This is a genomic window from Psychrobacter jeotgali (genome assembly GCF_904846315.1).
In the GTDB taxonomy this organism is placed as follows: Bacteria; Pseudomonadota; Gammaproteobacteria; order Pseudomonadales; family Moraxellaceae; genus Psychrobacter; species Psychrobacter jeotgali.
Map to the genome: position 1 here is coordinate 1658552 of NZ_CAJHAF010000001.1, position 26240 is coordinate 1684791.

General features: G+C 43.0%; 16 protein-coding genes and 1 pseudogene. 4 read left to right on the forward strand and 13 right to left on the reverse strand.

Translation table 11 applies throughout. The features are described 5' to 3' along the window. Positions 1–15: 15 nt before the first annotated feature. The 4 genes from JMX18_RS06680 to JMX18_RS06695 all read left to right on the forward strand — a co-directional run bounded on the left by JMX18_RS06680 (position 16) and on the right by JMX18_RS06695 (position 3741). Entirely contained in the window at positions 16–1383 is a 1368-nt protein-coding gene (locus JMX18_RS06680) for an amidase family protein (protein ID WP_201586057.1), read from the forward strand. Positions 1384–1475: 92 nt separating this feature from the next. Next, complete coding sequence (locus tag JMX18_RS06685; protein ID WP_201586059.1) at positions 1476–2378, forward strand: polysaccharide deacetylase family protein; 903 nt, start codon at positions 1476–1478, stop codon at positions 2376–2378. A gap of 107 nt (positions 2379–2485) precedes the next feature. Beyond that, a complete protein-coding gene (locus tag JMX18_RS06690; protein WP_201586061.1) occupies positions 2486–2785 on the forward strand; it encodes a hypothetical protein in 300 nt (99 codons plus the stop codon). Further along, positions 2785–3741, forward strand: a complete 957-nt coding sequence (locus JMX18_RS06695) for a CobW family GTP-binding protein (RefSeq protein ID WP_201586069.1) — start codon at positions 2785–2787, stop codon at positions 3739–3741. Before JMX18_RS06690 ends, JMX18_RS06695 begins: the two co-directional genes overlap by 1 nt. A gap of 364 nt (positions 3742–4105) precedes the next feature. Here JMX18_RS06695 and JMX18_RS06700 read toward each other — a convergent pair whose 3' ends face one another. From JMX18_RS06700 to JMX18_RS06755, 13 genes and pseudogenes are all read right to left on the reverse strand, one after another. Then, positions 4106–4861 carry a hemagglutinin repeat-containing protein gene (locus JMX18_RS06700; RefSeq protein ID WP_201588257.1) on the reverse strand — a complete coding sequence of 252 codons (756 nt, stop codon included), beginning with the start codon at positions 4859–4861 and terminating at the stop codon, positions 4106–4108. 84 nt (positions 4862–4945) lie between these two features. Continuing rightward, positions 4946–5155: a hypothetical protein gene (locus tag JMX18_RS06705; RefSeq protein ID WP_201586071.1), complete on the reverse strand. Its 210-nt coding sequence runs from the start codon at positions 5153–5155 to the stop codon at positions 4946–4948. A gap of 28 nt (positions 5156–5183) precedes the next feature. Then, positions 5184–5417: a hypothetical protein gene (locus tag JMX18_RS06710; RefSeq protein ID WP_201586073.1), complete on the reverse strand. Its 234-nt coding sequence runs from the start codon at positions 5415–5417 to the stop codon at positions 5184–5186. A gap of 63 nt (positions 5418–5480) precedes the next feature. Further along, positions 5481–5891, reverse strand: coding sequence for a hypothetical protein (locus JMX18_RS06715; RefSeq protein ID WP_201586075.1), 411 nt, complete (start codon positions 5889–5891; stop codon positions 5481–5483). 115 nt (positions 5892–6006) lie between these two features. Beyond that, positions 6007–6237 (reverse strand): hypothetical protein, encoded by a 231-nt coding sequence (locus JMX18_RS06720; protein ID WP_201586077.1) that lies wholly within the window; start codon positions 6235–6237, stop codon positions 6007–6009. A gap of 39 nt (positions 6238–6276) precedes the next feature. After that, complete coding sequence (locus JMX18_RS06725) at positions 6277–8823, reverse strand: hemagglutinin repeat-containing protein (protein WP_201586079.1); 2547 nt, start codon at positions 8821–8823, stop codon at positions 6277–6279. A 321-nt stretch (positions 8824–9144) separates the two neighbouring features. Beyond that, the gene (locus JMX18_RS06730) at positions 9145–9579 is read right to left on the reverse strand and encodes a hypothetical protein (protein ID WP_201586081.1); all 435 of its coding nucleotides are present in this window, start codon (positions 9577–9579) and stop codon (positions 9145–9147) included. A 31-nt stretch (positions 9580–9610) separates the two neighbouring features. Beyond that, positions 9611–12325 (reverse strand): hemagglutinin repeat-containing protein, encoded by a 2715-nt coding sequence (locus JMX18_RS06735; RefSeq protein WP_201586089.1) that lies wholly within the window; start codon positions 12323–12325, stop codon positions 9611–9613. Positions 12326–13182: 857 nt separating this feature from the next. Next, the gene (locus JMX18_RS06740) at positions 13183–13395 is read right to left on the reverse strand and encodes a hypothetical protein (RefSeq protein ID WP_201586091.1); all 213 of its coding nucleotides are present in this window, start codon (positions 13393–13395) and stop codon (positions 13183–13185) included. Between the two features lie 84 nt (positions 13396–13479). After that, positions 13480–14199 (reverse strand): IS1 family transposase, encoded by a 720-nt coding sequence (locus JMX18_RS06745; protein ID WP_455237854.1) that lies wholly within the window; start codon positions 14197–14199, stop codon positions 13480–13482. Further along, positions 14185–14262, reverse strand: a pseudogene (locus JMX18_RS13330) (IS1 family transposase); the annotation flags it as partial. The gene JMX18_RS06745 and the pseudogene JMX18_RS13330, both read right to left, overlap by 15 nt. Positions 14263–14502: 240 nt before the next feature. Then, positions 14503–14880: a hypothetical protein gene (locus tag JMX18_RS13200; protein ID WP_227674585.1), complete on the reverse strand. Its 378-nt coding sequence runs from the start codon at positions 14878–14880 to the stop codon at positions 14503–14505. 18 nt (positions 14881–14898) lie between these two features. After that, positions 14899–26184: a two-partner secretion domain-containing protein gene (locus tag JMX18_RS06755; protein WP_201586117.1), complete on the reverse strand. Its 11286-nt coding sequence runs from the start codon at positions 26182–26184 to the stop codon at positions 14899–14901. Positions 26185–26240: the final 56 nt, after the last annotated feature.

Genomic DNA, 26240 nt, shown 5'->3' on the forward strand with positions numbered 1-26240 from the left:
AACATGGAGTGAGTTATGGCGCATAGTGCAAAAGAAGCAGTTTCAGCACTAGGTATAGCAGCTGGTCTTGATGATGGTAGCCTTTGTCCGGTTGAGCTGGTTGAACAGACCTTTGCTCGCATCAAAGCTTCGGACCCAGCTATATTTACCGAATTACTGGTAGAGCGGGCATTTAAAGAAGCACAGGCTGCCAAACAACGCCGCCACGCCGGTCGTCCTTTAAGCTCATGGGATGGGATGCCCATCGCTTGGAAAGACCTCTTTGATATAGAAGGACGGGTGACCACCGCAGGATCAACGGTTCTTAAATCTAATGCCCCAGCTAGCCGTGATGCTGATATCGTTTCCTATGCTACTCAAGCTGGTTTAGTCTCCATCGGCTGCCTTAATATGACTGAGTTTGCCTATTCAGGACTCGGTCTCAATCCACATTATGGTACGCCCAAAAACCCTTATGGAAACGGCCCTGCCCGCATTCCGGGCGGCTCGTCCTCCGGCTGCGGAGTCGCCATTGCCCGTGGACTGGTGCCACTAGCTATCGGTAGTGATACGGGCGGCTCTATCCGTATCCCTGCCGCCTTGAATGGCGTGGTCGGTTATAAAGGCTCGAGCGTAGCCTTTCCCAAGGGCGGCACCTATCCCTTATCAGTGACGCTAGATACCTTCGGCCCGCTGGCCGCTGATGTAAAAAGCTGCATTGGTGCCGCCGAGATTCTAAACGGGCGCACGCTTACGATGCCCAAGCCTACATCTATCAACAACCTTAAATTCCTAATTCCTACCAATGTGGTTTTCGATGAAGCTCAAGAAGCGGTAATTGATAATTTCGAAGCCAGCGTCCGTGCTTTAGAACAAGCTGGAGCGACGGTAACCCGAGGCGTCTGCACCGAATTTGATGCGATTAATACGCTTACGGCGGAACACGGCTATCTAGTAGGTCCTGAAGCGTTAGATCTACATTGGGATTTGGTACATTCTGCCAAGGCGGCTGAAATGGATCAAAGGGTGCTTGAGCGCATCCTCGATGCAGGAGATCTATCGGCTCGCGACTTGATTGTTATTCAAAGAACTCGGGCTAGATTAATAGCCGCCAATCGCCAAGCTTTGGGGGATCAAATTGTACTGTATCCGACTACCCCCATTACCGCTCCTAAGCTTGAACCCCTTGAGCAAGATGATGATTTATACAAGCGCACCAATCAATTGATGCTGCGCAACCCGGGCTTTGGCAACTTTTTGGACTGGTGCGGTGTCGCTTTACCTAATGGCATGGATGAAAATCAGCTGCCGACCAGTATTTTGCTATCGATGCCGGGTGGTCGTGAAAGCGATATCCTTGCGGCGGCGCTTACTGTGGAAGAGCTATTACTAAAGCTTAATTAAAACTTATAACACTCATTGATACACGTTAATACAATTTAATAATGATAACACTCGTTGATAACACTTATTGATAACAAGGAAAGGAGAACAACATGGCTAAAACTATTATATGTGGTTTCGGAACTGACGTTGATTCAGTAGCAGGACAAATCGGCTCCTACGGCGGCGGCGAAAGCCCATCGGATATTCAGCGCGGGGTATGGGCATCTGAGGTCGGCGTTCCGCGCCTCTTAAGATTGTTCAAAAAGTACGATATGCGTACCTCATTTTTTATTCCCGGTCATAGTATCGAGAGCTTCCCCGATGTCGCCAAAATGATCGTTGATCACGGTCACGAAGTCGGCGCCCATGGCTACTTACATGAAAACCCCATTGCCATGACCCGCGCGCAAGAAGAGGCGATAATGGAGAAATCTGTTGAGCTGATTACCAAGCTCACCGGTCAAAGCCCACGTGGTTATGTAGCTCCATGGTGGGAGATGTCGGCGGCGACCCCTGAGATCTTAGCCAAATATGATTTCAAATACGATCATAGTCAAGGCTACCGTGATTTCCAGCCGTTCTATGCGCGCGTTGGTGATGAATGGAACGTGATCGATTATTCCAAAAAAGCAGAAGACTGGATGCATCCTATGATCCATGGTGATGAGATTGATCTGGTCGAGATTGGCGCTAACTGGTATATGGACGACCTGCCGCCAATGATGTTTATGAAAAATGTGCCGAACAGTCACGGTTTCGTCAATCCCCGTGATATCGAAGAGATGTGGCGTGATCAATTCGATTGGGTCTATCGTAATATGGACTATGCGGTTTATCCTTTTACCATTCACCCTGACGTGTCTGGACGTCCACAAGTGCTCATGATGCTGGAGCGTTTAATTGACTATATCAATAGTCACGAAGGCGTAGTTTGGATGCCATTTGAAGATATCGCCGCAGATTTCCGTAAACGTTTTCCTTTTGAAAGCGGCAAACGTCCTGAAGTGATATAAGGCGTATTAAACGTTTCAAAAATAAGGACTACTAAGCAGAAATGACCTTGTTGACGTTGTTAACTTTCTCAACAAGGTCAGCAAGGCTAATGTTAAGGAGAATATAAATGTGTAACGCATGTGGCAACCCAGCCGCCCCCGGGCACTGGACAGAAGCAGGCGCGCAAACTGGCGGCATACGCCTAAGGGCGGTATTTCAGCGCATCTCAGTATTAAAACGCGTGCTGCACCCTTACGGCTTTTCAGTTTATGCCGATGGTGTTATTCCGCAAATGCAGCTCATTTGCCCAGGAGGTGCTAGAGTTTTAGTTGATAATTTATCGGAGCTTTGGACAGAGGTCGAACGCCGTCAAGGGTTCGCTATAGACCCATTGGCCGCGCCATTAACCATAACCCTGACCAGCTGATGTCAACCTCACAAGACCATCGGCTCGATATCGTTCTATTGAGCGGCTATCTGGGTTCCGGTAAAACCACATGGCTACGGCATGCACTCTTTACTCAAGCGTTTGGTCATGCTCAAGTCTTTACTCAAGAAGCGGCTCAGCAGCCCGTCGACGACTTACTGCTAGAGCAAGCGCTGAGCGTCACTGTACTGACTGGCACAGCGGGCACGCCAAAAGGTAAAGAGGAGCTGATCGCTGCCTTACTTGAGGTTGCCGAATCTCGTACCAGTGCATCATCCGGCCCTCAACCAGACACCCTGATTATAGAAACCAGCGGCTTAGCTGATCCTGCTGAGATTATCGTGGCTATCAGAGTACATCCGATTCTGATTTATCATTTTGCCTTAAAACAAACTATCATCATGGCTGATGCCCTCCACTTTGAGGAGGCGCTAAAAACTGATGCGTTATGCCGTCAACAACTGCTATCTGCGGATCGAATAGTCATCGCAAAATCAGAGGATATCTCCCTACCTGCCTTATCAAATCTGGTCTCTACCATCGAGCACATTAATCCAGCCGCTCCTATCTCTTTATCGACATTCGGTGTCGAAAGCCCCTTACCTGCTTTGCCTACGCCCACTGAAACTTACCAATCTACTCTCGCTGATACCAGAGCGCCCACTACTGTGGTCACCCTACCGATGCCTGAGAATATAAATTGGATTGAGTTTACCGTTTGGCTATCGGCATTGCTGCACGCTCGAGGGGATAAAATCCTGCGTGTTAAAGGCGTTTTGCACACTGATGAAGGTGCACTGTTGCTACAATCGGTACGTAAAGTCATGCAGCAGCCTGAAATTCTAGCTCGTGAGAGCAGCGAAGCGAGATCTGGAGATATGGTCTTTATAGGAGAAAACATGAATAAACAGGATCTGCTTGCCTCTCTTTTTGCTTTTATTAACAAAGAAGATTAGGTCTGAATTTAATTTGAATTAGATAGCTTATTTTAAACTCAACTTAGGTTATTAAAACGAGCAAAAAACCCTTTTTTTAGACCGCTTAAAAAATCACAATAAAATCAGATAGTTATGACCTCAATCATGTCAAGATAGGTCTAGCAATAAGTCTCAAATGGTCTTAAATGCCGTATTCTTACATACCTTGTACTGACGGGCTTAGAGCCTTGTTTCCATAACTGCAGATTACTAGCACATTAATATACATCAATATTTAACTCGTATTTGGGCACTGCCACTTTGCAGTGTTTTTGACCTCTACCCTACCGCTATTTCTATCAAAATGGCCTAATAAACTACCCTTTTCTATATTTTTAGAGGTTCAATATTGTAAGAGAATACAATAATACTCAGGTTCTTCAAGACGCTTTTTACCGAACTCTTTGGTAATTTGTGACTGCGCCCCAAGCTCTTTATTCACTCGTGTCGCATTAAACACATTATCCAGTACTCCAGCATATTCTTCATGATTGTCAGTCGTGATATCCCTATTACCCGTAATGCCAGTAATACCCGCTTTGGTGACACTGCTATCACTATCGCCATCGGTGCCATAACCTAAGCCGTTACTATTAGCCTGAGGTTTGTTCTCAGTCATACCAAGACTGACGCCAACTTGGATCGCATCTCCATCATAGGTCGTAGAGTTCTTGATATCTTCTGAAGTAACGCCTTGTTTAAAGACGATGTTACTCTTACCATTGGCTTGGGCATCCGCTGAAGTGGTGAACACGCCACCGATGAAGTTGCCTTTGCCTTCAGTAACGAGGTCGGCTTCATTGGCAAAGATGCCTGATTGCGCGCCTACGGCTTTGTAGTCCGCATCGATATCTGTCTTGCCACCATTCAAGGATAGACTGGATCCTGCACCACCCTTTAAGTCAATGTCTGCTGTAAAGCCCATGTTCTTTTGCTTGCTGTCATAAGTTGCCGTATCCTGTAGCGATTCGATGTTGACGTTACCGCCGATCACGCCCTGCGCTTTATTAGTGTTTATAACACCGCCTTTGATGTTGACGTCGTTACCAATGTCAAAGGTAGTAGTGCCGCCGACGTTGATTTGGCTGTTAGCGTAAATAAATGAAAAAAGCTACGATTCGTTTAAAATCATAGCTTTTAGTTAAATCGAGATTAATTTATAAAGTTATAGGCTAAAAATCAATTAATCATTATTGTAATTCATTGATGTTGTTACAGTAGTTGGCAGAGTAGATAGAATATCCTCATAATCGTTTATACTAAGCATGCCGCCTGCTACCAATCCAAATAAATAGCCTTGCCAAAGTATTGAACCTTGACGAGGGTTGTTGCTGAGTTCTAAATATTCAGGAATTTCTTCTTGAAAATCTTTTTTACTATACTTAAATGCCATAAAACCTCCTTAAAATTGAAATAATTAGCTAATCAGGTTCTATATCTGAGGGTTCCCCTAATAGAAAGTCATAACACTCTTTATCTCCAACTTGCGGTAAAAGAGTATACAGCTCACTATCACCCTCAATTATACTAAACTCAAGTAAGGCGAATAAATAGCCTTGCCAAAACAAAGCAACGTCATCGCAAAAATCGTCACGTTCCATCTGTTTTTTTAGCATTATTTTAATGTTTTCTACATTCAAATTTTCATTCTTCATAATTATTTATTGTAAAACTCAATAATAGAAATAATAAGGCTTTTAAGTAAAAAAATATCTTAATTATAAACAAGATATATTAAACTTATATTCCTCAGGTAAGTCTTTTGGATACGAATCAGTATTGACACCCCAAGGAGATATTTCTAAATAAAAATCATTTGTATTCCAAATACATAATTTACACATGAAAATGATTTCTTTTAAATGATTTGATATTTCAATATCATGTTTAGCTTCAACTATTACTATTTCTAAATCTTCAATTAATTCCAATATTTCTGAAATTTTCATCAAAATAGAAGGATCGCAGTCATCCACATATCTTAATATCTTAAACTTATCCTCATCATTTTCTCTCTCTAAGAAACTACTGTTTCTAAGGTGTTCAGAGCGATATATAACCCTTTTATGTTTTTCTGCTAAACCTAAATCATTTGGAGATATCTTTCTATATACACTGAAAAACTGCATAACTTATTCCCTCTATAAAGTACCAGGGAAAGTATTAATCAGCTCCCCTTTTGATTAGTAATAATTATTATGACAAAATCACTAAATGTATTAGGTAAGCTTTTCCTTATGACTATTAAGCGATTAGTTTGTCGATAATTTCAAGACATTCTTCTTTCGGTAATACAAACTCATCTCCCATGTCCATTGCTATTAAGCTATGTAAATCACTATGAAGATCATAAGGTATCTCACTAGAATAATCGAGTAAAACCTTCATAGCTTGTGTTGATATCTTAGTAGGCTGATAATCAGTCAATATCTGTCTTTTTAATTCTAATAATTCAATTTTGATAAGTTCATTCATACTTTCACCTCAGACTTCGTCTTTATAAATGCAATTAACTCAACGACCTAGCTCCTTACCTGTGGGTGGATAATGTTGCCCAGTAACTTGTTGTCCATTAATCGATTTCGGATTCACTCTAATAACTTCACCTTTATGGTTATAGCTTTCCATCCACTGCCTAACAAAGCCTGTTTTAGGATTATGCTCAGTGACAAAAGATGCTCCTCTAGTAGATCCTGGTTTACTTGCAAGTTTCTCTTGTGCGTAATATCTAACACGTCCATCAGGTAATACTTTAGTTTTAATTGCCGTATTTTGAGCTGTTTGAAGAGCTGAAAGTTTTGCTTTTAACGCAGCTTGAGCATTAATATTCGTAGCATTCGTAGTGTTAGGAAAAGAATTATTTTTACTGTTTGTAGTTACTTTAGTTGCAGGAGCCTTAGCCGAAACTGCTGAACCACCTCTGCCGCCTCCATAAGATGATACATACCAAATCTCTCCTGCTATCGCTTGAGCTGTTTTTCCCTCTGCTCTAGCTATATTTGAAATACCACGGTCTCGAGCTTGTATAGCATAACCGTTATTATTCCTAGTATTGAAAGACGTATTAGAACCGCCACCTAATTTGTTTATTTGCTTATATAAAGGCTCGGCGACATTGGCACTAGGATAAGCACTATTATAGTTGATGATCTCAGCCTTACATTGTGCAAGATTGAAATTATCATTACAAACATTGTTAAGTCTATTTTGCTGATCCTTATCTAACTTTTGATAGATATCGTTGACTCGTGTCACGCAGGTTGAGTTGCCATTACAGGCTTTTAAACCGTCTACCCAATTCTGCAATTGTATATGATTCAAATAATTATTCTGAGTCTGATTTACACTACTCGCTGCACCTGCGGTATCACCACCAACGGCGCTACCAATGCCCGCCGACAATCCTAAAAGTAAAGCGTTTTTCGTCGTTTCATCAACGCCTTGCTCATCTAAGTAACGACCTACCGCAGGAATAGAAACTGCTGTAGTACCACTAGCTAATGCACCGTCAACACTACCCGTAGCAATAGCACCAACTAGCGTATGCAAACCAACCCGATAAGCCCCGCCTTCTGCCCATTTATCCGCTTCGTCTATTCTACCTTGTTCAATAAGGTCTAGTTGTCTGCTAGCTGCAAAGTCCCCAACCGCCTTTGGCGCTTCCTTACCAAACTCTCGGGTAATCTGCGTCTGAGCCCCAACCTCCTCACTAACTCGTATCTCATCAAAGGCGTTTACAAGCGCACCCGCGTACTCTTCGCGGTTGTCCGTTGTAATACCACTGTTACCTGCAATACCTGTGATACCCGCTTTAGTAATACTGCTATCACTATCTCCATCTGTGCCATAGCCTAAACCATTCATCGTAGCTTGTGGCTTGCCTGTGGTGTTGCCCAGACTGACGCCAACAGAGATGGCATCACCTTCATAGCTACTGCTGTTCTCAATATCTTGGGTGACAATGCCGCCTTTGCTAACATATTTGTTTAGACCTAATTCTAATGCTTTGTCAGTGGTGGTAATCGCTCCACCAATAAGGTTGGTCTTACCCTCAACTTCTAGATCAAAGCCACCATCCCCTGTAAAGATGCCTGACTGCTGACCAACGGCTTTATAGTCCGCGTTGATATTGGTCTTACCGCCATTAAGAGATAGACTAGATCCTGCGCCATTATTGACTAGATCAACGTCAAGGGTAAAGCCTACGTTCTTTTGATTGCTGTCATAGACGGCAGTATCTTGTAAGGATTCGATATTGACGTTACCGCCTATGGTGCCTTGGGCTTTATTCGTATCAATAACGCCGCCTTTGATGTTGACGTCGTTGCCAATATCAAAGGTACTGGTACCGCCAACGTTAATTTGGCTATTGGCATAGGTCACTGAGTCGCTATTAGCATAGCCTTTACCTTTGCTGGCATTAGCCGTGATGCCGCCGCTTGGGCCTTGTCCGCCAAAGCTGGCGTAACCGCCAATAGCGGCGCTTGAGCTTGAATTGGTGCTACGGGTATTACTGTTTTGTGCGACGCCACTGACGTTGAAGTCGTTGTCGGCTTGGAAAAGGGCATTATTGTTGACATTAATGTTACTGCCATTAATATTGATATTACTATCTTTGCCAGCGCCTGTAGCGATAAGCGCTAGGTTGTTAGTATTAATATTTGAGCCTTGGTTGACCTCGGTGTAGCTTGAGCTGTTCGATTGACTCTTTTGCGAGCCGATGGTGGCTTGGATGCGGGTGTTGCCAAGCGTTGATACTCCACTAATGGCATCGCCTGTTTGCTTGGTTATAGCGCGGGCTTTTAGTAAACCACTGACTGCTGCCATACCTTTCATGCGGGTGCTATCAGTATTACCGCCAGCATCAACTAAATTATCGATGGCTTTGGCACTGTCAATCAAACTGTTAGAGACAGAGACGGTAAGACCGCTTGTTTTAGACTTTTGCTCGCTTTGGTTGGTTTCGATGTCCAGGGCGTTATCGATGTTGATATCTTGGGCGCGAATGATGGCGTTGCCACGGTTGGGGTCGCTGATAGCTTTGTCGGTGTCTTCTCCCATTCCTGCGATGATATTACTACCGGTTTGTTGGTAGCTGCCACCAGCGTCAATGATGACGTTGCCGTCGATGGCAGCGACGTTACTGGCAGTATTGGTGAGTGCGGTTTAACAAAGAACAAAAACATAAGAAACATGACCTATAGACTTAGGTTCTTTAAGAGTCGTGAAATATGCGGGGCATGGGTTATCTATTTTTAATGGTTAGGTTTGTGCCTCGTCCCTCGGCAAAAACAGATACAACTTGATATTTGAATGAAACGATAATTTAATATTTAATTTAAAAAGATGCTGGGTGTCGCTAGCTCCACCCAGCCTACGCGCTTAGCTAAATTGAGAAAAATCTATTGATTCAATATTAATTTTCTCTTTTTTAAAAACAGGAATTATTTTAGATAAGTACCAATCAAAATCAGTCATGCCATAGCTATTTATCTGCCTATTGTTGCTCAGAGATATGCTAATCATTAAATCTTGATCTATTAAAAACTCACCGCCTACATTGGTATCTAGCCATGATAATGAAACCCCCAATGTTTCTTTAAAGTTGTTTTTTCTAATCAATATATTAAAAATTTCACAATCTTCAATATCAGTACTTGATTGCCAATCAAACATATCGTCATCATGCAGAGGCAGAAAAACTTTATTTCCATTATCCTCGATTCTCCAACCATGATTTAACAGATATCTAAATACAGTTACTGGATCAATATTTTCCTCAGATAAACTAATATCTATGCTAGCTGAAACTGACATAAAAAATCCTTACTTATAATTACTCGAAATTTTATTGATGTTCATAAGATGAAATTCCTTTCTTATTTAACCAATCTTTTATATCTTTTGGAATCGGTGTATTAGAGTGTAGTTCATAAGTACCGCCGTTTTCATTTGCGATTCTTTTCCTAGCTCCCATATCCGATTTGAACTTTTCTAGACCTCGTGATTTAGAAGTAACATCTCTCCAATAGTTACCAGATTTTGCCTCATACCATCTATTTCCAAAAGCTCCGTCAAATTCTCTTCCACCTTTTGAAAAACTTTTGCTACCCCCATAACTAGAATGTAACCAATCCTCAAAATCTTTGCCGTTCAATCCCTTAGCTATCTCTCTCTTGCCACTCGGCTTATTACCCAAATCATCATCTATCTGATTGTTATTTGTGACTCTTGCTTTCTGCACGCTATCTTCTGCTGCTTTCTGTGCTTGTTTTAGGGTTTTATACTTGTTAACAATTTTTCCGCCTATTTTTAAAGTGTATTCAGCCCCTTTTCCACCTACAGCTGATCCAACGATCATCACTGCACCTGCTTTAACAGAATTCACCATCTCTTGGTCAGTAGCAACCCTGAAGTTGCTACTTGCGCCACAGCTATGACTACTAGTTGGAATACAAATAATAGTTTGACCCTTAGCATTTTTTCCAAAGACTGGCATATGAGGTAGCATCCAGTCAGGTACTACTTGCGTACTATTTGAACCATGATTTGGATCCTTGTTCCAATAGTTATCCTCAACTGCGACTAAAGCTGTTTCACCCGCGTTTACTGAATCAGTCACACTACCTGTAGTCGAGCCAATAACAACGCCTGTAAGACTGACAATACCTCTAATCGTATCTTTTTGTTCAGCGGTTAATTTATCAGTATCTTTGGTTTGGTATAAAAATTGAGAGATAAGAGGCGCAGTCGCTTCTCCGGCACTAGCAGATAATCCTCCTGTGAATACATCATTACCAGTAGCATAACTAACAGCAGCACCTAGAATGCCATGCGCTAAGATATGAGCGGCACTACCTGGTTCTAATCTATTGCCGTTGTCATCTCTGTTATCTGCTCTATTATTTTTGAAATAATCTCCAATTTGACTGGCTATAAAGGGACTTGCCGCTTTGGCAGCATAGCCTATTGTTCCATTGCTGTTTGGTCCATATAAAGCACCAGATATGGCGTCAAATATTAGTCCTTGTGTTTGAAGCTTATCAGCTTGATTAACTAGGTTATCACGAGCAGTAATATTACCTAGTTTGTCTTGTTCTGCTGCTGTTTCTAATAGCTTTTGCTTTTTCTCTTCGATTTCATTTTTAATCTTACGCCGCTCTTGGTCGAAAGCTTGAGTAATCTCAACCTGCGCCCCCAGCTCCTCATTAACTCTTGTTTCGTCGAACACATTCTCAAGCGCACCTGCATACTCAGCACGGTTGTCCGTTGTAATACCGCTGTTGCCTGCAATGCCGGTGATGCCCGCTTTGGTTGTACTGCTATCACTATCGCTATCGCTGCCATAGCCAAGCCCACTCATGCTAGGTTTTCTCTCTTTACCAGCACTTAAACCAATAGAGATGGCATCGCCTTTATAACTGGTCGTGTTCTCAATGTCTTGAGTGACTATACCGCCTTTGCTGACGTAGTTATTACGTCCAGCTTGGAGGGCAGCATCAGTCGTGATAATCGCCCCGCCAATCAGCGTGGTTTTACCCTCAGTGGTGAGATCAAAGCCACCATCTCCTGTGAATATTCCAGACTGTTCACCAACCGCTTTATAATCCGCATTGATATCAGTCTTACCACCATTGAGTGATAGACTTGAGCCTACACCTTCTAAAGCGACATCAAGGGTAAAGCCTGCGTTCTTTTGATTGCTGTCATAAGTGGCCGTGTCTTGTAAGGACTCGATGTTAACGTTACCACCGATAGATCCTTGGGCACTACCCGTGTTAATGACGCCACCTTTGAGGTTGAGGTCATTACCAATGTCTAGGGTAGTGGTAGCACCCACGTTGATGTTGCTGTTGGCATAAGTCACTGAGTCGCTGTTGGCATAGCCTTTGCCACGGCTAGCACTGGCAGTAATGCCGACACCACTACCTGTTGAAGCATAACCTCCAATAGCGGCACTTGAGCTTGAGTTCGTGCTGCGGGTATTACTGTTTTGTGCCACACCACTGACGTTGAAATCATTGTCCGCTTGGAATAGGGCATTATTGGTGACATTAATGTTACTGCCATTAATATTGATATTACTATCTTTGCCAGCGCCGGTTGCGATAAGCGCTAGGTTGTTAGTATTAATATTTGAGCCTTGGTTGACCTCAGTGTAGCTACTGCTATTAGATTGGCTCTTTTGCGAGCCGATGGTGGCTTGTATTCGGGTGTTGCCTAAACCTTTCAGGCTACCTGCATTGACACCGCTAGCTAGACCTTTTGCAGCACTAGCAGCCTCTTTAGCTAGTGATCTGGTCTTAAGAGCGCCTGCTACTGCGGCCATTCCTTTCATGCGTACGCTATCAGTATTACCACCAGCATCAACCAAACTATCGATATCTTTGGCACTGTCAATTAAGCTGTTGGAAACAGAGACGGTCAGACCGCTTTGCTTGAACTTACTCTCGCTTTGGTTAGTGTAGACATTTAGGGCATTATCGATGTTAATCTTTTTGGCACGTACCACAGTATTGCCACGGTTAGCGTCATTACTGTCTAAGCTACTGTCATTGCCCATTCCAGCAATCAGATTGCTGCCAGTTTGCAGGTATTTGCCACCAGCCGAGATGATGACGTTGCCATCGATGGCAGCGACGTTGCTTGCGGTGTTGGTGAGGGAAGTGCTGCTATTGCGGTTTGATAAAGAACAAAAATATAAGAAGCATGGCCTCGATATTTGAGTTCTTTAATGAGCTGGAAATATGCGGAGCAGGGATTATTAGTCTTTAATAGTTAGCTTCGTGCCTCGTCCCTCAGCAGGGGCAGATATAGTTTTGTATTTGGGCAGTGCTCTGCTATTTTATATTTTAAGATGTTGGGAGTCGCAAGCTCCTCCCAGCCTATGCGCTAAAGTGACAGTGTCCTATTTTTTGAAAGATTTTACCTCGACGCTACCGTCCTCAATGTTGACTATATAGTCGACACCGTTCCAGTTACTAGCAACTAAACTATTGTGAGATGAAGTATGAATCGAAACATACGGCTTATTTTCCTGTGTTCCATGAGAACTAGGTTCAATCTGCCACAAACAATCTCCAGAAAGAGTAAAACGATATACGTTACTATTAAATAATTCTTTAGCTGGAGGATCTACTCTAACAATAACAGATTGTTCATACTCTAAAGCTTCTGCTACTGGAAAAGGCAAATATATCTTCTCATTATTTATATAAATGACCCCATCATTGATATTAAAATTTGAAAAAATAATTTTTATAACCTTTTTGTATTTTTAAATGAAGATTCAGGTAAACGTTCTAAAAGTTCGGAAACCCTCCAGACATATGCACTATCTAGACTACAAACTATCTATATAAATCTTAGTTTCTTAATATAAGTGGAGATATTCTCAATAAAAGAAACAATATAATTTTTTTATATACTATTATTAACTACAATAATTTCATTCCAAGTAGGACTTAGTCCTTTACTAATCATATATGTTCCAAAATCAACAAAAAGAGCATTTCCAATATCAATGACCTTAAACCACATTGCATCACATTCATCGCATAAAAATGTTTCAGCTTGTAGTTTATTAATCAAAACTTTAAAGATTTCACCTTGATTACAACGTGGGCAGATCATATTTCACCTCATGGAATGGGATAAGCAGTAATAATTTGATTAGTTCGGTAACCCTCCCAACCATAAGACACCTAATAAATAGAATTAAGCTGCCTGATTAAGTTTCTGTATTGGCGTAAAACCGCCATTGCCCATATTAGGTCGTTCATGATTATAGTGGTATAACCAGTTTTCTGCTTGTGCGCGTACCTGTTCTAGGTTATCAAACAGCTCCTGATTTAACCAATCATATCTCATCGTTCTGTTAAAGCGCTCTACATAAGCATTTTGCTGTGGATTGCCAGGCTCAATATAACTAATAGTGATGCCTTGCTGATCGGCCCAATCTTTGAGCGCATGACTGATGTATTCAGGGCCATTATCGCATCTTATTTGCACAGGTTTACCTCGGTACTCAATCAACTGGTTCAAGCTACGTATAACCCTCCTAGCCGGTAGCGAGAAGTCACGTTTGCCCCAGACATAAGCCACAATCTCATTAGTAGCACGGTCATAAGCATAAATAAGCCAGACTTTACGCTTCTTGCGGTACACGTAAGTCCAGAACTCATCAACCTCTAAGCGTTCATAGTAGCGCTTTTTAGGTGTAATCTTATAGACCGATGAGTCTATGGTGCTAAGGACTTTACCAATGCTAACTGAGGCTATCAGGGCAATGTCTCTAACACCACATCCCCTAACCGTCATTAGCCGTATCTTTTCTTCTATTTTAGAATGGCAGCCTTGGTAGGTTAAAGCATGGTCGCCAATGAATTGACGCTTACAGTCTTTACATTGGTAATTCTGCTTGCCATAGCTTTTTATACCGTTTTTCTTTAAACTAGGACTGTGACAGTCGGGGCAGATAATTTCTATTTGTGTCTTCATAACCTCAAATATATCATCTTGCTTCGGCTGTCACCCTCCTTTATTCCTCAGCATACTTTCTGATACACCACCTTTAATTTAAAAAGATGCTGGGTGTCGCTAGCTCCACCCAGCCTACGCGCTGAGTCGCTATTGGTATAGCCTTTGCCGCGATCAGGTTCGCTCATCATTTTATCGCTGTCAGCGCCCATTTAGGCGATGAGGTTGCTTGGCTAGAAGCCCAGACTAAGCTTGAAGCTATTAAGTTGTGTATTTATATAGTTGTTCACTTACAAAATCTGAATCATCAGAAAGAAAAACTTCTTTTGGAAACTCTTTCAGACCATTTATTATGAAGCAACCAGCCTCTAGTCCATATTTAAACCAATATTCTTCTAAATAGCAAAACTCTAAAAGCTCAAACCATGTATCAATTAGGCTATATATACTATGTTTAAAATTGATATGTTTCTCTAGTCCAGCAGCACTTCCAACTAACATACTTTTAAATTCATGAAAATCTATTTTTTTCATTTCAAAGTCACAAATGGTTTTATCAAAATATTTGATTAAATTGTTATGTTGTATTTCCCATTCATGATCTAGTGGTTTTTTTTGATTCGTTTTTATATAGTTCAAGACCTCATCCCCATTTTATTAATTAATAATAGTTATAACTCTCTTTTTGTCTGGACTTAATATTACTTCGACATCTCCAGATGTATGTTTCCAGTTTCCATTGTTTTGTTTAATTGGTTTAGAGTTGTTAATTACAGCTTCAACGTTATTAGGTGAAATAGATCTTCCACGGATCATTTCTCTTCCATCATAATTTAAAATTCCTGGCTCCATACCTTTAGTGCCAGTATTGTAGCGTAGTCCTTCTTCAGATGAAATTCCCGATGAATATCTTTGATTACTAGGTTGCATTCTTCCTACTGCATGACTTGAATAATACCTGTCTCCTATTAGTGCAAAATCTTGCGGACCCTTTGGAGTTTCGAAAGATTTTTTAGGATAAGAAGACCACGTGCCCCACGGTAGAGTATTTTTAGTAGCTCCCTTAACAGCACTACTCTTAGCAATATTGGTAACTGTTTTAGCAGCTCCATATCCTAAGAGTGCATAGTCCTCAGGATGTACCGGTGTTATAGCACCAGAACCTACATTAGCCACCTGACTAGCAGCAGCTTTAGTTTGTGAGTCCAACGCAGTACCAAGATTTCTTCTTGGATCATTACTCCGTAAGGATGTACCACCGTTTGGCGGTGAAGGCGGATAAGTATTTGTTAATAAAGTATTATAATTATACTGATTACTATCAGCATTTAAGAAACCAATGTCATTACCTTTATTGTCAGTAAGTCTATTTCCTTTATTGTCTTTTAAGTAAACTGACCCTTTTGCATTGTTAGACATCTCATTGATTATAGATTCAGCTTTTTGGTAGTCTGCAAGGTAAGCGTTTCCAAGTTCAGCGCCTAGTTGACTTGATGCATCAATTCCATTATTTATTCCCTGTTTATATTGATTAAACTTGTTGTTACCTTGGGCATCTACTTTAGCATAAGCTGCACCGTACAGAAGATTTAACCAGTATTCTTCTGTATCTTTATCTCCTTTGGCTAATATTTTTGCACGTTGTTTGAGTTGACTAATCTCACTCGGATGCAACTGCCTATTGTTAGCATCGACATTCACTCCAGTTGCTGTACTCGACGTATCAAGCCCAGCTGCACTGCCAGCACCTAGTAATGCCAGACTAACCACACCACTTGCAGCGCCTTCGGCAATGTCTGCACTCATACCTTTATCGACAAGTGCTTTAGCTAGTTTGGTTTGTACCTCATTAAGCGTTGGCGCAGCGGCAGCAACGCCGCCTGTCGTTAGTGCACCCTCAACACTGCCAGTGGCTAGTGCTCCAAGTGCGGTGTGTGCCGCGACTCGGTAAATACCGCCTTCATCCCATTTGGCAATTGCTGCGTTTTTCTCGGCATCACTAAGAGTGGCGTCAGCTCTAATGGCTTTAATACGATTATTAGCAAAGTCCCCAACCGCCTTTGGCGCCTCTTTACCAAACTCTTTAGTGATTATCGTCTGTGCCCCAAGCTCTTCATTCACTCGACTGGCATCAAATACACTCTCAAGCTTACCGCCAAGAGTTTCACGATTCTCAGTGGTAAGAATGCCCTCTGGATCATTGTAACCACTGACGCCGCCTTTAGTGATACTGCTATCGCTATCACTATCAGTACCGTAGCCAAGCCCACTCATAGTCGCTTGTGGTTTGTCTTTGATCTTACCAGCACTTAAGCCAACAGAGATCGCATCGCCCTCATAGCTTGTGGTATTGTTAATGTCTTGTGAGGTCACGCCTTGTTTAAAGACGATGTTGCTCTTACCATTGGCTTGGGCATCCGCTGAAGTGGTGAACACGCCACCGATGAAGTTGCCTTTGCCTTCGGTTACGAGGTCGGCTTCATTGGCAAAGATGCCAGATTGTTCGCCTACCGCTTTATAATCTGCGTTGATGTCGGTTTTGCCGCCATTGAGTGAAAGACTCGAGCCTGCACCTTCTAAAGCGACATCAAGGGTAAAGCCTGCATTCTTCTGCTTGCTGTCATAGGCTGCCGTGTCCTGTAGCGATTCGATGTTGACATCACCGCCTATCGCGCCTTGGATCTTGTCTGTGTTAAGTATCCCGCCTTTGAGGTTGAGGTCATTGCCAATATCTAGGGTAGTGGTATTACCAACGTTGATGTTGCTATTGGCATAAGTCACTGAGTCGCTATTGGCATAGCCTTTACCTTTGCCAGCATTAGCGGTAATACCAAAGCCGTTACCTGTAGACGCGTAACCGCCAATAGCCGCGTTTGAGCTTTTGTTAGTGCTGCGCGTTTGACTATTTTGTGCCACGCCACTGACATTGAAGTCATTGTCCGCTTGGAATAGGGCGTTATTAGTAACATCAAGATTACTGCCGTTGATGTCGATGTTGCTATCTGCCCCAGCACCAGTAGCAATCAGTGCTAGGTTGTTAGTAGTGATGCTTGAGCCTTGGTTGACCTCAGTGTAGCTACTGCTATTAGATTGAGACTTCTGACTACCGATGGTGGCTTGAATACGCGTGTTGCCAACGCCTTTGAGGTCGCCATCGAGTAAATCATATCCTGCACTGTTCGCTTGTTTAGCCAATGCTTTGGTTTTAAGTAGCCCAGCTGTACTTGCCAAGCCTTTCATGCGTACACTTTGGGTGTTACCTGCCGCATCAGCTAGGTCGTCAATGGCACGAGCGCTATCGATGAGGCTGTTAGAGACTGAGACAGTCAGACCTGTTTGTTTAAACTTACTCTCGCTTTGATTGGTATAGATATCTTTGACGCTGTCTATGTTAATCTCTTTGGCACGTACCACCGTATTGCCGCGGTTGGCGTCATTAATGTCTAAGCTACTATCATCACCCATACCAGCAATCAGATTGCTGCCTGTCTGCTGATAGCTGCCACCAGCGTCAATGATGACGTTGCCATCGATAGCGCCAACGTTACTTGCCGTATGGGTCAGTGCGCTTTGAGCATTAGTGTCATCGCTTTGCTGCTTACCGATGGTAAAGCCCATGCCGCCGTCAGCGCCGAACAGTCCTGACTTTTTAGTTTGACTAAAGGTGCTTTCACTGGAGGTGTTTTGTGCTGCGAGGATGTCGATGTTACCGCCCGCCGTAAGACTGGTGCCTTTGTCACTGATGGCGTTAGTACCTGTTAGGCTGATGTCATTACCCGCTTGCATAGCGACTTGATTGCCTTCAATGTTGCTGCTGATGGCGTTATCACTTTGGCTGTCAAATCTATCTTGGGTGGTCTCTTTACTAAAGAAGCTTTTGCTGGTGGTTTTGGTCGCCGTGCTTAGGTTTTTGGTGTTACGACCCTCAGTAAAGGTAATGCTGTTGCCAGCTTTAATGCCAACGGTGCCGCTATCGCTGCTGATTTGGATAGCGGTGCCAGTGATGTTGTTGCCTGATTGGATGATGATGTCACTGTTACCGGTAAGTGTACTGCCGACATCGATGGACTCGCCTTGCTTAAAGTAGTTGTTAGCATCACCAATGCTATTGGTTTGGTAGCTGGTATTGATAGCATTAAGAGCAACGTCTCCTTGAGTGTCGATAAGGCTGCTACCCCCTAGGTTATTTAAACGGCCAGCAGCGAAGGTGGTGTTACCGCCTACGTTGGCGATAAAGGTGGTTAGTGGGTTGCCCTCAGCATCCGTTTTGCCTTTGAGACCATCGCCCACGTAGATGCTGGCGATTTGGGCAATGCCAGTACGGGCACCATTACTCGCGCCTTTGGCAGCGCTGGTGGTATAAGTCAGACTCTCGTTATTAAAGTCGCCGCCGGCATCCAGCTGCATGGCATTATTGGCTTGCAGAGTGCCGCCAAGGTTATTTAAGTCGTTGACCGTGTCTATTTGTACATAGTCGCCTGCAATAAGGCCGCCGTTTTGGTTGGTCAAGTTGCTGGCATTAATCTTAACCTGTTTATGACCAACGATGTTGCCTTGGTTAGTCAGGTCACCTGACAGTTGCATGTCAATTCGGTCAGCGGCGATGAGATTACCAGTACCATCGATTTGATTGACCGCTTGTCGGGTGTAGACTTTGGGGACTAAGACCTTTTGATTAGTGCCATCAGCAAGCGTAATCTCTTGCTGCACCAGCCAGACCATGTCAGTCGTCAGCCTTGCCACTTGCTCATCGGTTAAGGCAATACCGGGGCGTAGGTTTAGAGTCTGAGCAGTGGTAATACCTGTATCCATCAGCCCTTTATACTGGGCATCAAGGCTACGGTAGTCAGCCAGATAATAGCGACCCGTGAGCATCATGATTTGATCACGGATATACTGCTGCTCGTAGTAGCCATCGCCCAAACGCTTTTGGGTGATAGCTGGATCAAACTGTAATCGGTTTAACATATAGTCTGATGATAACCAATTTTTATAATTGGCAAAGGCGGAATCAGTCTCGATTAGATAATTAGCATTGCTATCAGGATTGATGCCGTAGAGACCACTATTTGGTAGGGTTGGCGCGTTGCCAGTAGTGCGTATCTCTTCGCTAGCGGTTTGCGCTATTTGGTCATCGATACTACTAATCAGGTTGTCAATAGCGGCTTTATCAACTTTGTTGCCACTTTTTTGAGCATCAATTAGTGCTTGAAGCTGCTGCTTTTGAGCGTCTGTTAATTGATTGTTTTCAGCTTTAGCAAACTTAGATAACAGATTAGTTGCATCCTCAAGACTTGTGGCATTGACAGAAGTATTATCGGACTGTCCAGTTACTGTAAACTTGTCTTGAGTCAGGGTGTCGATGGCATTTTTTATCTGATTAACTACATTAGCTTTGGGATCATCTATGTTGATCTTTGAGCTGATATCATTATTAGTGATAGTCACTGCAGTATCATAAACCCCAATAGCTTGATTGTCTGAATTAAGAATTTTAAGCTGATAAGGTGTTCCCGTTACTTTAGGATTTACCGGCTGAGTAGCATTATAAGTATTAGTTTTGGTAACTCTATACGAACCCCAACATGCCCCAAAAGGGCCATTAACTCGACAATCATTATCTTCGTAGTGATTAGATAAATAAACTTTCTCATAACTATATTTTGGTATCACTTGCGTTGATTCAGCATCAACACTTGCAACTTTGCCTTGCAAATTAATCATACTACCAGCAATAATTTGACTCTTATCAGTATTGAAACCATCTAAATCAAACTCAATACCTTGACCAGATATAATACGACTTGGATCACTAGAGAGTGTTTCTTTTTTGGTCAAAATCTCGTCATAACTCCATTCATTATAGTTACGGTGTTCAGTATCGGTTTCCTTAATATATAAATCATGAATTTTGTTCTTGTGTCCGCCTCTGTGGATTTCTATTTCATCTGAATCATAAAATTTCTGATTATCTACTGTAAATTGTTTTACGCTTATTGCTTTAGAAGTATTTATAGACTTAAAATCTGCATTCACATTATTAAGCTTATCAGTACTGATACTCATATCACCAACGGATTCTATACTAGCCCCTTTGTTAGTGATATTTTCTGCTTTACCTACAGCGTGATGGTTTCTATCTAAACTACCAGCGATATGCAGCTCGCCATTACTGATAATCTGCGCTTGTCCATTGAAGTCCTCGTTAAAGATACCGCTACGTGCCTGATTGGGGTTATTATTAAGGGTGTTCACACCGATGTCTAAACGGCGACGAGCCGCAATAACGGGATCAGGCTCTGAGCTGACACGATAATAAATACCATTTTCAACCAAACACCCAGGTCCTGCCTCACAATTCTCAACCTCAGTTTTAGTAAAGACATCAGGCGTATTATTCAGAGTATTTGTCTCTATGGCAACATGATCGCCATAGATACGCCCATTACTATAGTTATTGACTGCATTACCTGCATCTAGATAAGTATTAATACCATTGATCAAACCACGATTGTCAATGTTAGCTGAGGTATTGAGCGCAGTAGTGCCATTGCTGGTGATCTCAGCACCCTTTAGATTAGCGATATTATTGGCATCAATCGTTAAAGCGTTTTGACCTGATAATTGACCACTATTAGTGAAATTGCCTTGTGTGGTCAGTTTTAAATCAGCGGCATTGATGGTATCGCCTTGACCATAATAGATACTATCAGAGACATTGATATCAGCTTGATCCACCGCACTGATCGTACCGCCTGCATTGCTATATCCTTTAGCTTTGATACTCAGATCTTTATTGGCGTTAATAAGCCCTTGATTGTTTGTAACGACTAGACGGCGTCCTGCGGTATTGCTATCACTAATAACAACATCATGACTATTGATCGTACCTGACTGATTATTAAGCTGATTGCTAGCTTTGATAGTGGTTTTATCATTGGCTAGCAGCTGTCCGCCCGTGTTATTAATGGCAGAGGCGTGAATAGCTAGGGTATTACCGGCTAAAATACCTTGGCTTTTTTTAGAGTTTGTCGATTGCTTGGTACTTTGATTATTTAAAGTACCCGTAGTTAACGCTAAATCTGTAGCGGCTTGAATGAGACTACCTGCGCCATTGTTATTGATACGACCACTGCTGGCATCACCTATGATCAGATTAACTTTATTAGCCCCAATCTGACCGTCTTGGTTATTTAGGGTAGCATTACCAGTTGCGTTGATAGCCAGCTGCTCAGAGGCTTGCAGTTGACCTTGTTTATTATTAATGTCATCTAAGCTCTTTATAGTTAGATTATTAGCCGTGATAAGTCCAGATAGATTGTCTAAGCTACTACTAGTAATAGACACATCGCTATTGGTAATGATACCGAGCTGCTTATCTGAATTAGCGGCAGTCTTAGTGTTTTTATTACTAAGCAGCCCTTTACTTTCAACTAACAATACTTCATCAGTGCCGCTTTGTATAATCAGTCCACCGTCGTTATTGATACCTTGCTGACTGAGCAAATCAATAGCATCTGCGGACAAAGTACCCGTCTGATTATTAAGATCGCCACCTGTAGCTACCTTTAAGGCTTTAGTCGTTGCAATAAGACCTTGATTGTTCAAAGACTGCTCTGTATCGATAGTCGTATCAGTAGCTGCTTGCAGACGTCCCAAAGCAGTATTGTTGATAGTACTGGTATTGATCGTAACGCCTTTATTGACTGAGGCAATCTGTGCATCATTATTAAGAATACCGCCATTGATTGTCATAGACTCATTACTGGCTGTAACTGCGCCGCTAGCGTTATTGAAGCTATCATCCGCTGTGATGGTTGCAGCACCTTGTGCCATCAGAGTCGCTTTATCACTATTGCTTAATTGCCTAGCTTCAATAGTTAGATTATTACCGCTTTGGATATAAGCCTTGTCACCTTGATTGGTAATATCTGTCGCAACCAGCTGAAGGTCGCCGCTTTGGCTGACCAGCTGACCATTTAAATTAGTAAGTTTGCCCGCAGAGACTTGTAGCGCCTCTGCTTGAACCCCGCCCTCAGTATTATCAAAGTCTTTATTGATAGTTGCCGTCATCTTGCCATTACTAATGAGCTTACCTTGTTGGTTCAGTAGAGAGTCAGCAATGATGGTGGCACCACTATTAGCACTAGTATCGACATCAGCACTTTGGACTATCGACCCTTGATTGTTATTGAGCTGTCCTTGAGTGTTGATAGTCAAACTTTCAGCTTTACCACCGATAACGCCATTTTGGTTATTGATAGTGCCATTGGTCACTAAGCTAAAGTCTTGACTGCCTGTTTGATTAATCGTACCGGCTATATTTGATAGCTTATTGACTTGCCAATCAAACCCACCTGCTTGCAATACACCACCATCATTACTTAGCTTGCTTTTGGTATTCAAGCTTGCCATTCCTGTAACCTTAGTAACGGCTTTATCTAAGCTAATATCACCAGCAGTAGCAGTTAGTGATAAATTACGGCTTTGATTACGACTCCCCGTCAAATCAAGCTCACTACTTTTTAAGCTAATATCACCAGTGGCAATATTAGTACCTGCGTTGGTTTGCTGGGCGCGACTAGTAACCGTTAGATTCGAGCTACCGCTAAGCTCACCCTCAGGGCTAAGTCCTGCTATCAGTTGACCAGCAGTACTTTGATTAAGACTGCCGGTGGTGATGGTCGTATTGCTTTGTGCGGCGATGCTGCCGGTATTGCTCATCTCACCTTGATTGGTGATGTCTAGGTTATCTTGGCTGTAAACACTGCCGCTGTTGATGAGGCTGTCTGTAGTTAGCGTTAAGTCTTTGACGCTTGATATCTGACCTTGCTCATTAGTCAAACCACTGGCATTAATATTTAGGCGACCCGTATTACTACTGATAATTGCTTTATTAGCTTCTATAGAATCAGTTTTGGTGTTATTAATATCGCCTGTGACACGCAGCTGACTCACCATCTCTTGATTAGCGTCGTCTTGGTTTGTGACCGCGATTAGCCTGCCATCGGTATTATCTACATTATTTGCTGAAATATCGAAGCGCTGAGCTTGTATCACTCCATTTTGATTATCAACGCCAGTCGCCACTTGCCAAGTCTGATCGCCTAAGCTAAGGACTTGACCTTGATTATTAATCACTCTATCTGCAGTTATAGACAGACTAGGGCTAACCTGCGCCGTTTGTACAATAGCACCACTGCTGTTATCCAAAACATTAGTATTTACAGTTAAATTGCTAGCGTTACTAGCAATACGACCTCGGGTGTTATCGATACCTTCTGCTAAACTTAGCATAAAGTCTTGATTGCCCGTTTGAGTCATTTTACCGTCAGTATTGTTTAGACTCTTGGCTTTAACATCGAAATTATGCGCTGATATCTCACCGCTTTGATTGTTCAGAGTGCCTTGAGCACTATCAAGGGTTAAATTCTCTTTGGCGACTATCGTCGCTTTTTGATTACTGAGGTTACCCGTGGTAGCCCTCATGGTAATATTATGCGCTTGCGTGACACTGTCATCTAGACTCACGCTACTGCCGCTGAGAGCCATATCACCAGTAGCGATTTGCTTGCCTTGGCTAACTATCTTGTCTTTAGCCGTCACTGACAAGGCGGCGTTACCGCTCTCAAGTAGACTTCCATCCGTTTGCATCCCAGCAATGAGACTACCTGAAGCGGTTTGCGTGATAGTACCTGCTTTAACTTTTGTATCAGCTTGACTGGCAATCAGGCCACTGTTTTGTAGAGCGTCTTTGATTGTAATTTGGTTATTAGCTTGACCGTACATCTGCCCGCTGTTGTTTAGGGTGTTGGCGGCTATATCAAGATTACCTTGGGCATTGATATTGCCCGTATCATTGCTTAATCGAGCCGTATTGATAGTTAAGTCATTATTACTATTGAGCCGACCTTGAGTGTTGATTAGATTGCCATCAGCGTTAATCGTTAAACCGCCTTGACTGCTTAGTCTCCCTTGAGTGTTATCTAACGCCGAGCTTTGCGTCGTTATCGTGCCGTTAGACTCTACAACCCCTTTGGTGTTATCAAATTGGTGCTGCGACTTTAAATCAATGTCACCGACAGCGGCGATACGACCTTGGGTATTCATAATCTGATTGGCTGATTGAATAGCAATATCGTTGAGCGCAGTGATTTGACCACGGCTGTTATCAAAATTGGCTAATTGCCAATTGATACTATCGAGTTGCAAGCGACTGTCGGTATTTATCGTACTGCCATTATTAGCGATATTAAGGCTGCTGACCGCTAAGCTGGATTTGCCTTGATTAGCAATACTGTCTGCCGACACATTGATATTATCATTAGTATAGATGCTGCCGGTATTGGTCAGACTGTCAGTGCTGATACGACCATTTTGAGTGATAATAGGTAAAGTTTCAGGGGTTTCAGACGACGGCGTATTGCCATCGGTACTTGCTTCAACGCTGCTACCATTGTTAGCGGTGGTTGGTGGGGTTTTAGAGGGGGTTACCGTTGGCGAATTGGTAGTATCGTCAGGATACAGGTCTCGACCGATAACGCCGCCTTGCTTATTAATCAGTTGCTGGGTCGCGATAGACAAATCACCTGTGCCCGTTTGTAGCAGTTTGCCGCTATTGTTTAACTCGGCAGAGTTTACATCAAAGCTACCAGCAGCTATCTCACCTGAGTTATCGATACTACCCGTTTGCTGCGCTGTCAAAGTATCATAACTGCTGATAACGCCGCTATTACTTAATGCGCCACTATCGATGTCAATACTAGCGCGGGAACTTGCGATAGTGCCTGAGTTATCGACTCTGTTGCCTTTGTTGGCGATATCTACTTTGCCTTGATTGGCAATCAGGCTGCCTGAGTTGATCAGGTTACCATTACTATCGAGTTGCAGACTGCCTGAGCTGGCAATGATGCTGCCTGCATTGGTCACACCCATACCTTTATCAGTACCAATTAGACGGATTTTTCCGGCATACATTGCACCCAGCGCTGAAACATCAAGGGCAACGCCTGTTGCTTGATTGCTACCCGTTGAACTTTTAGGCGTAATGATTGAGTCTGCGCCATCGGTCTCATAGCTAACGCTATTATTACCAGTAATGACATCTAAGGTATTGGCATAAACCGCGGCATTAATCTCTGTGGTTTTGGCGAGTATCTGCGTATAGTCGGAGCCACTAGTATCTAAGCCATCACCATCAACCCGGATATTACCTTCTTTAATATCAAAGCCTGTGAGACGATCTTGATCCATCAAAGCATTACCCGTCGTGAGCGTGGTACGCGCCGCATTAATAAAGCCGCAACCTGCGCAGGTAATACCGGCAGGGTTGGCGATGATCAGCTCCGCGCGGCCGCCTGCGATCTCAGTGAAACCTGTCAAACGACTCGGATCACTTGAGTTGACCTCATTGAGGATGACGCGAGCCTCACCACGAGCAAGATAGGGGTTGCCCTCAACCCAACCAGCAAGCTGGGTTTGCGCATTAGTGCGGCTGTTGTTAAGAATAGCACCGTCTTGACCCACATCGAACTTGCTAAAGACGTTACGTGAGACTCCAGCGGCGCTTGGGGTTTGAATATTGACTTGGGTTTTGCCACTTGAGGTATTAATGATCACCGCTTGCTGGTTAGCTGCCGCATTGCGATCAGCGACAATGTTCGTAGTGTCGGCGTAGGCACTGTTACTAACGCTGCTGCCAATGATAGTGGCAAGACCTAATGCTAGCAATAGATGCGAGCGCAGGGTCATTAGCTTACCACCTTGATAGCGACTCCCAGCACTAACTTGGGTACTTGTTTGCGAGCCGCCAGCAACTTGGCTAATAGCGCTGCCGCCTTCGCTTGGGTTACTGGTTTTGCCTTGAGAGCGCACCGATTCGGACACCACCATCAGCATACCACGGGCTTTGTTAAAGATAACTCGGTAGCATTGTGCGTTCATAACGGTGTCCTTTGAGATATAGGGGTATAACAAATATTGGATAGTGCTAAAGCTAA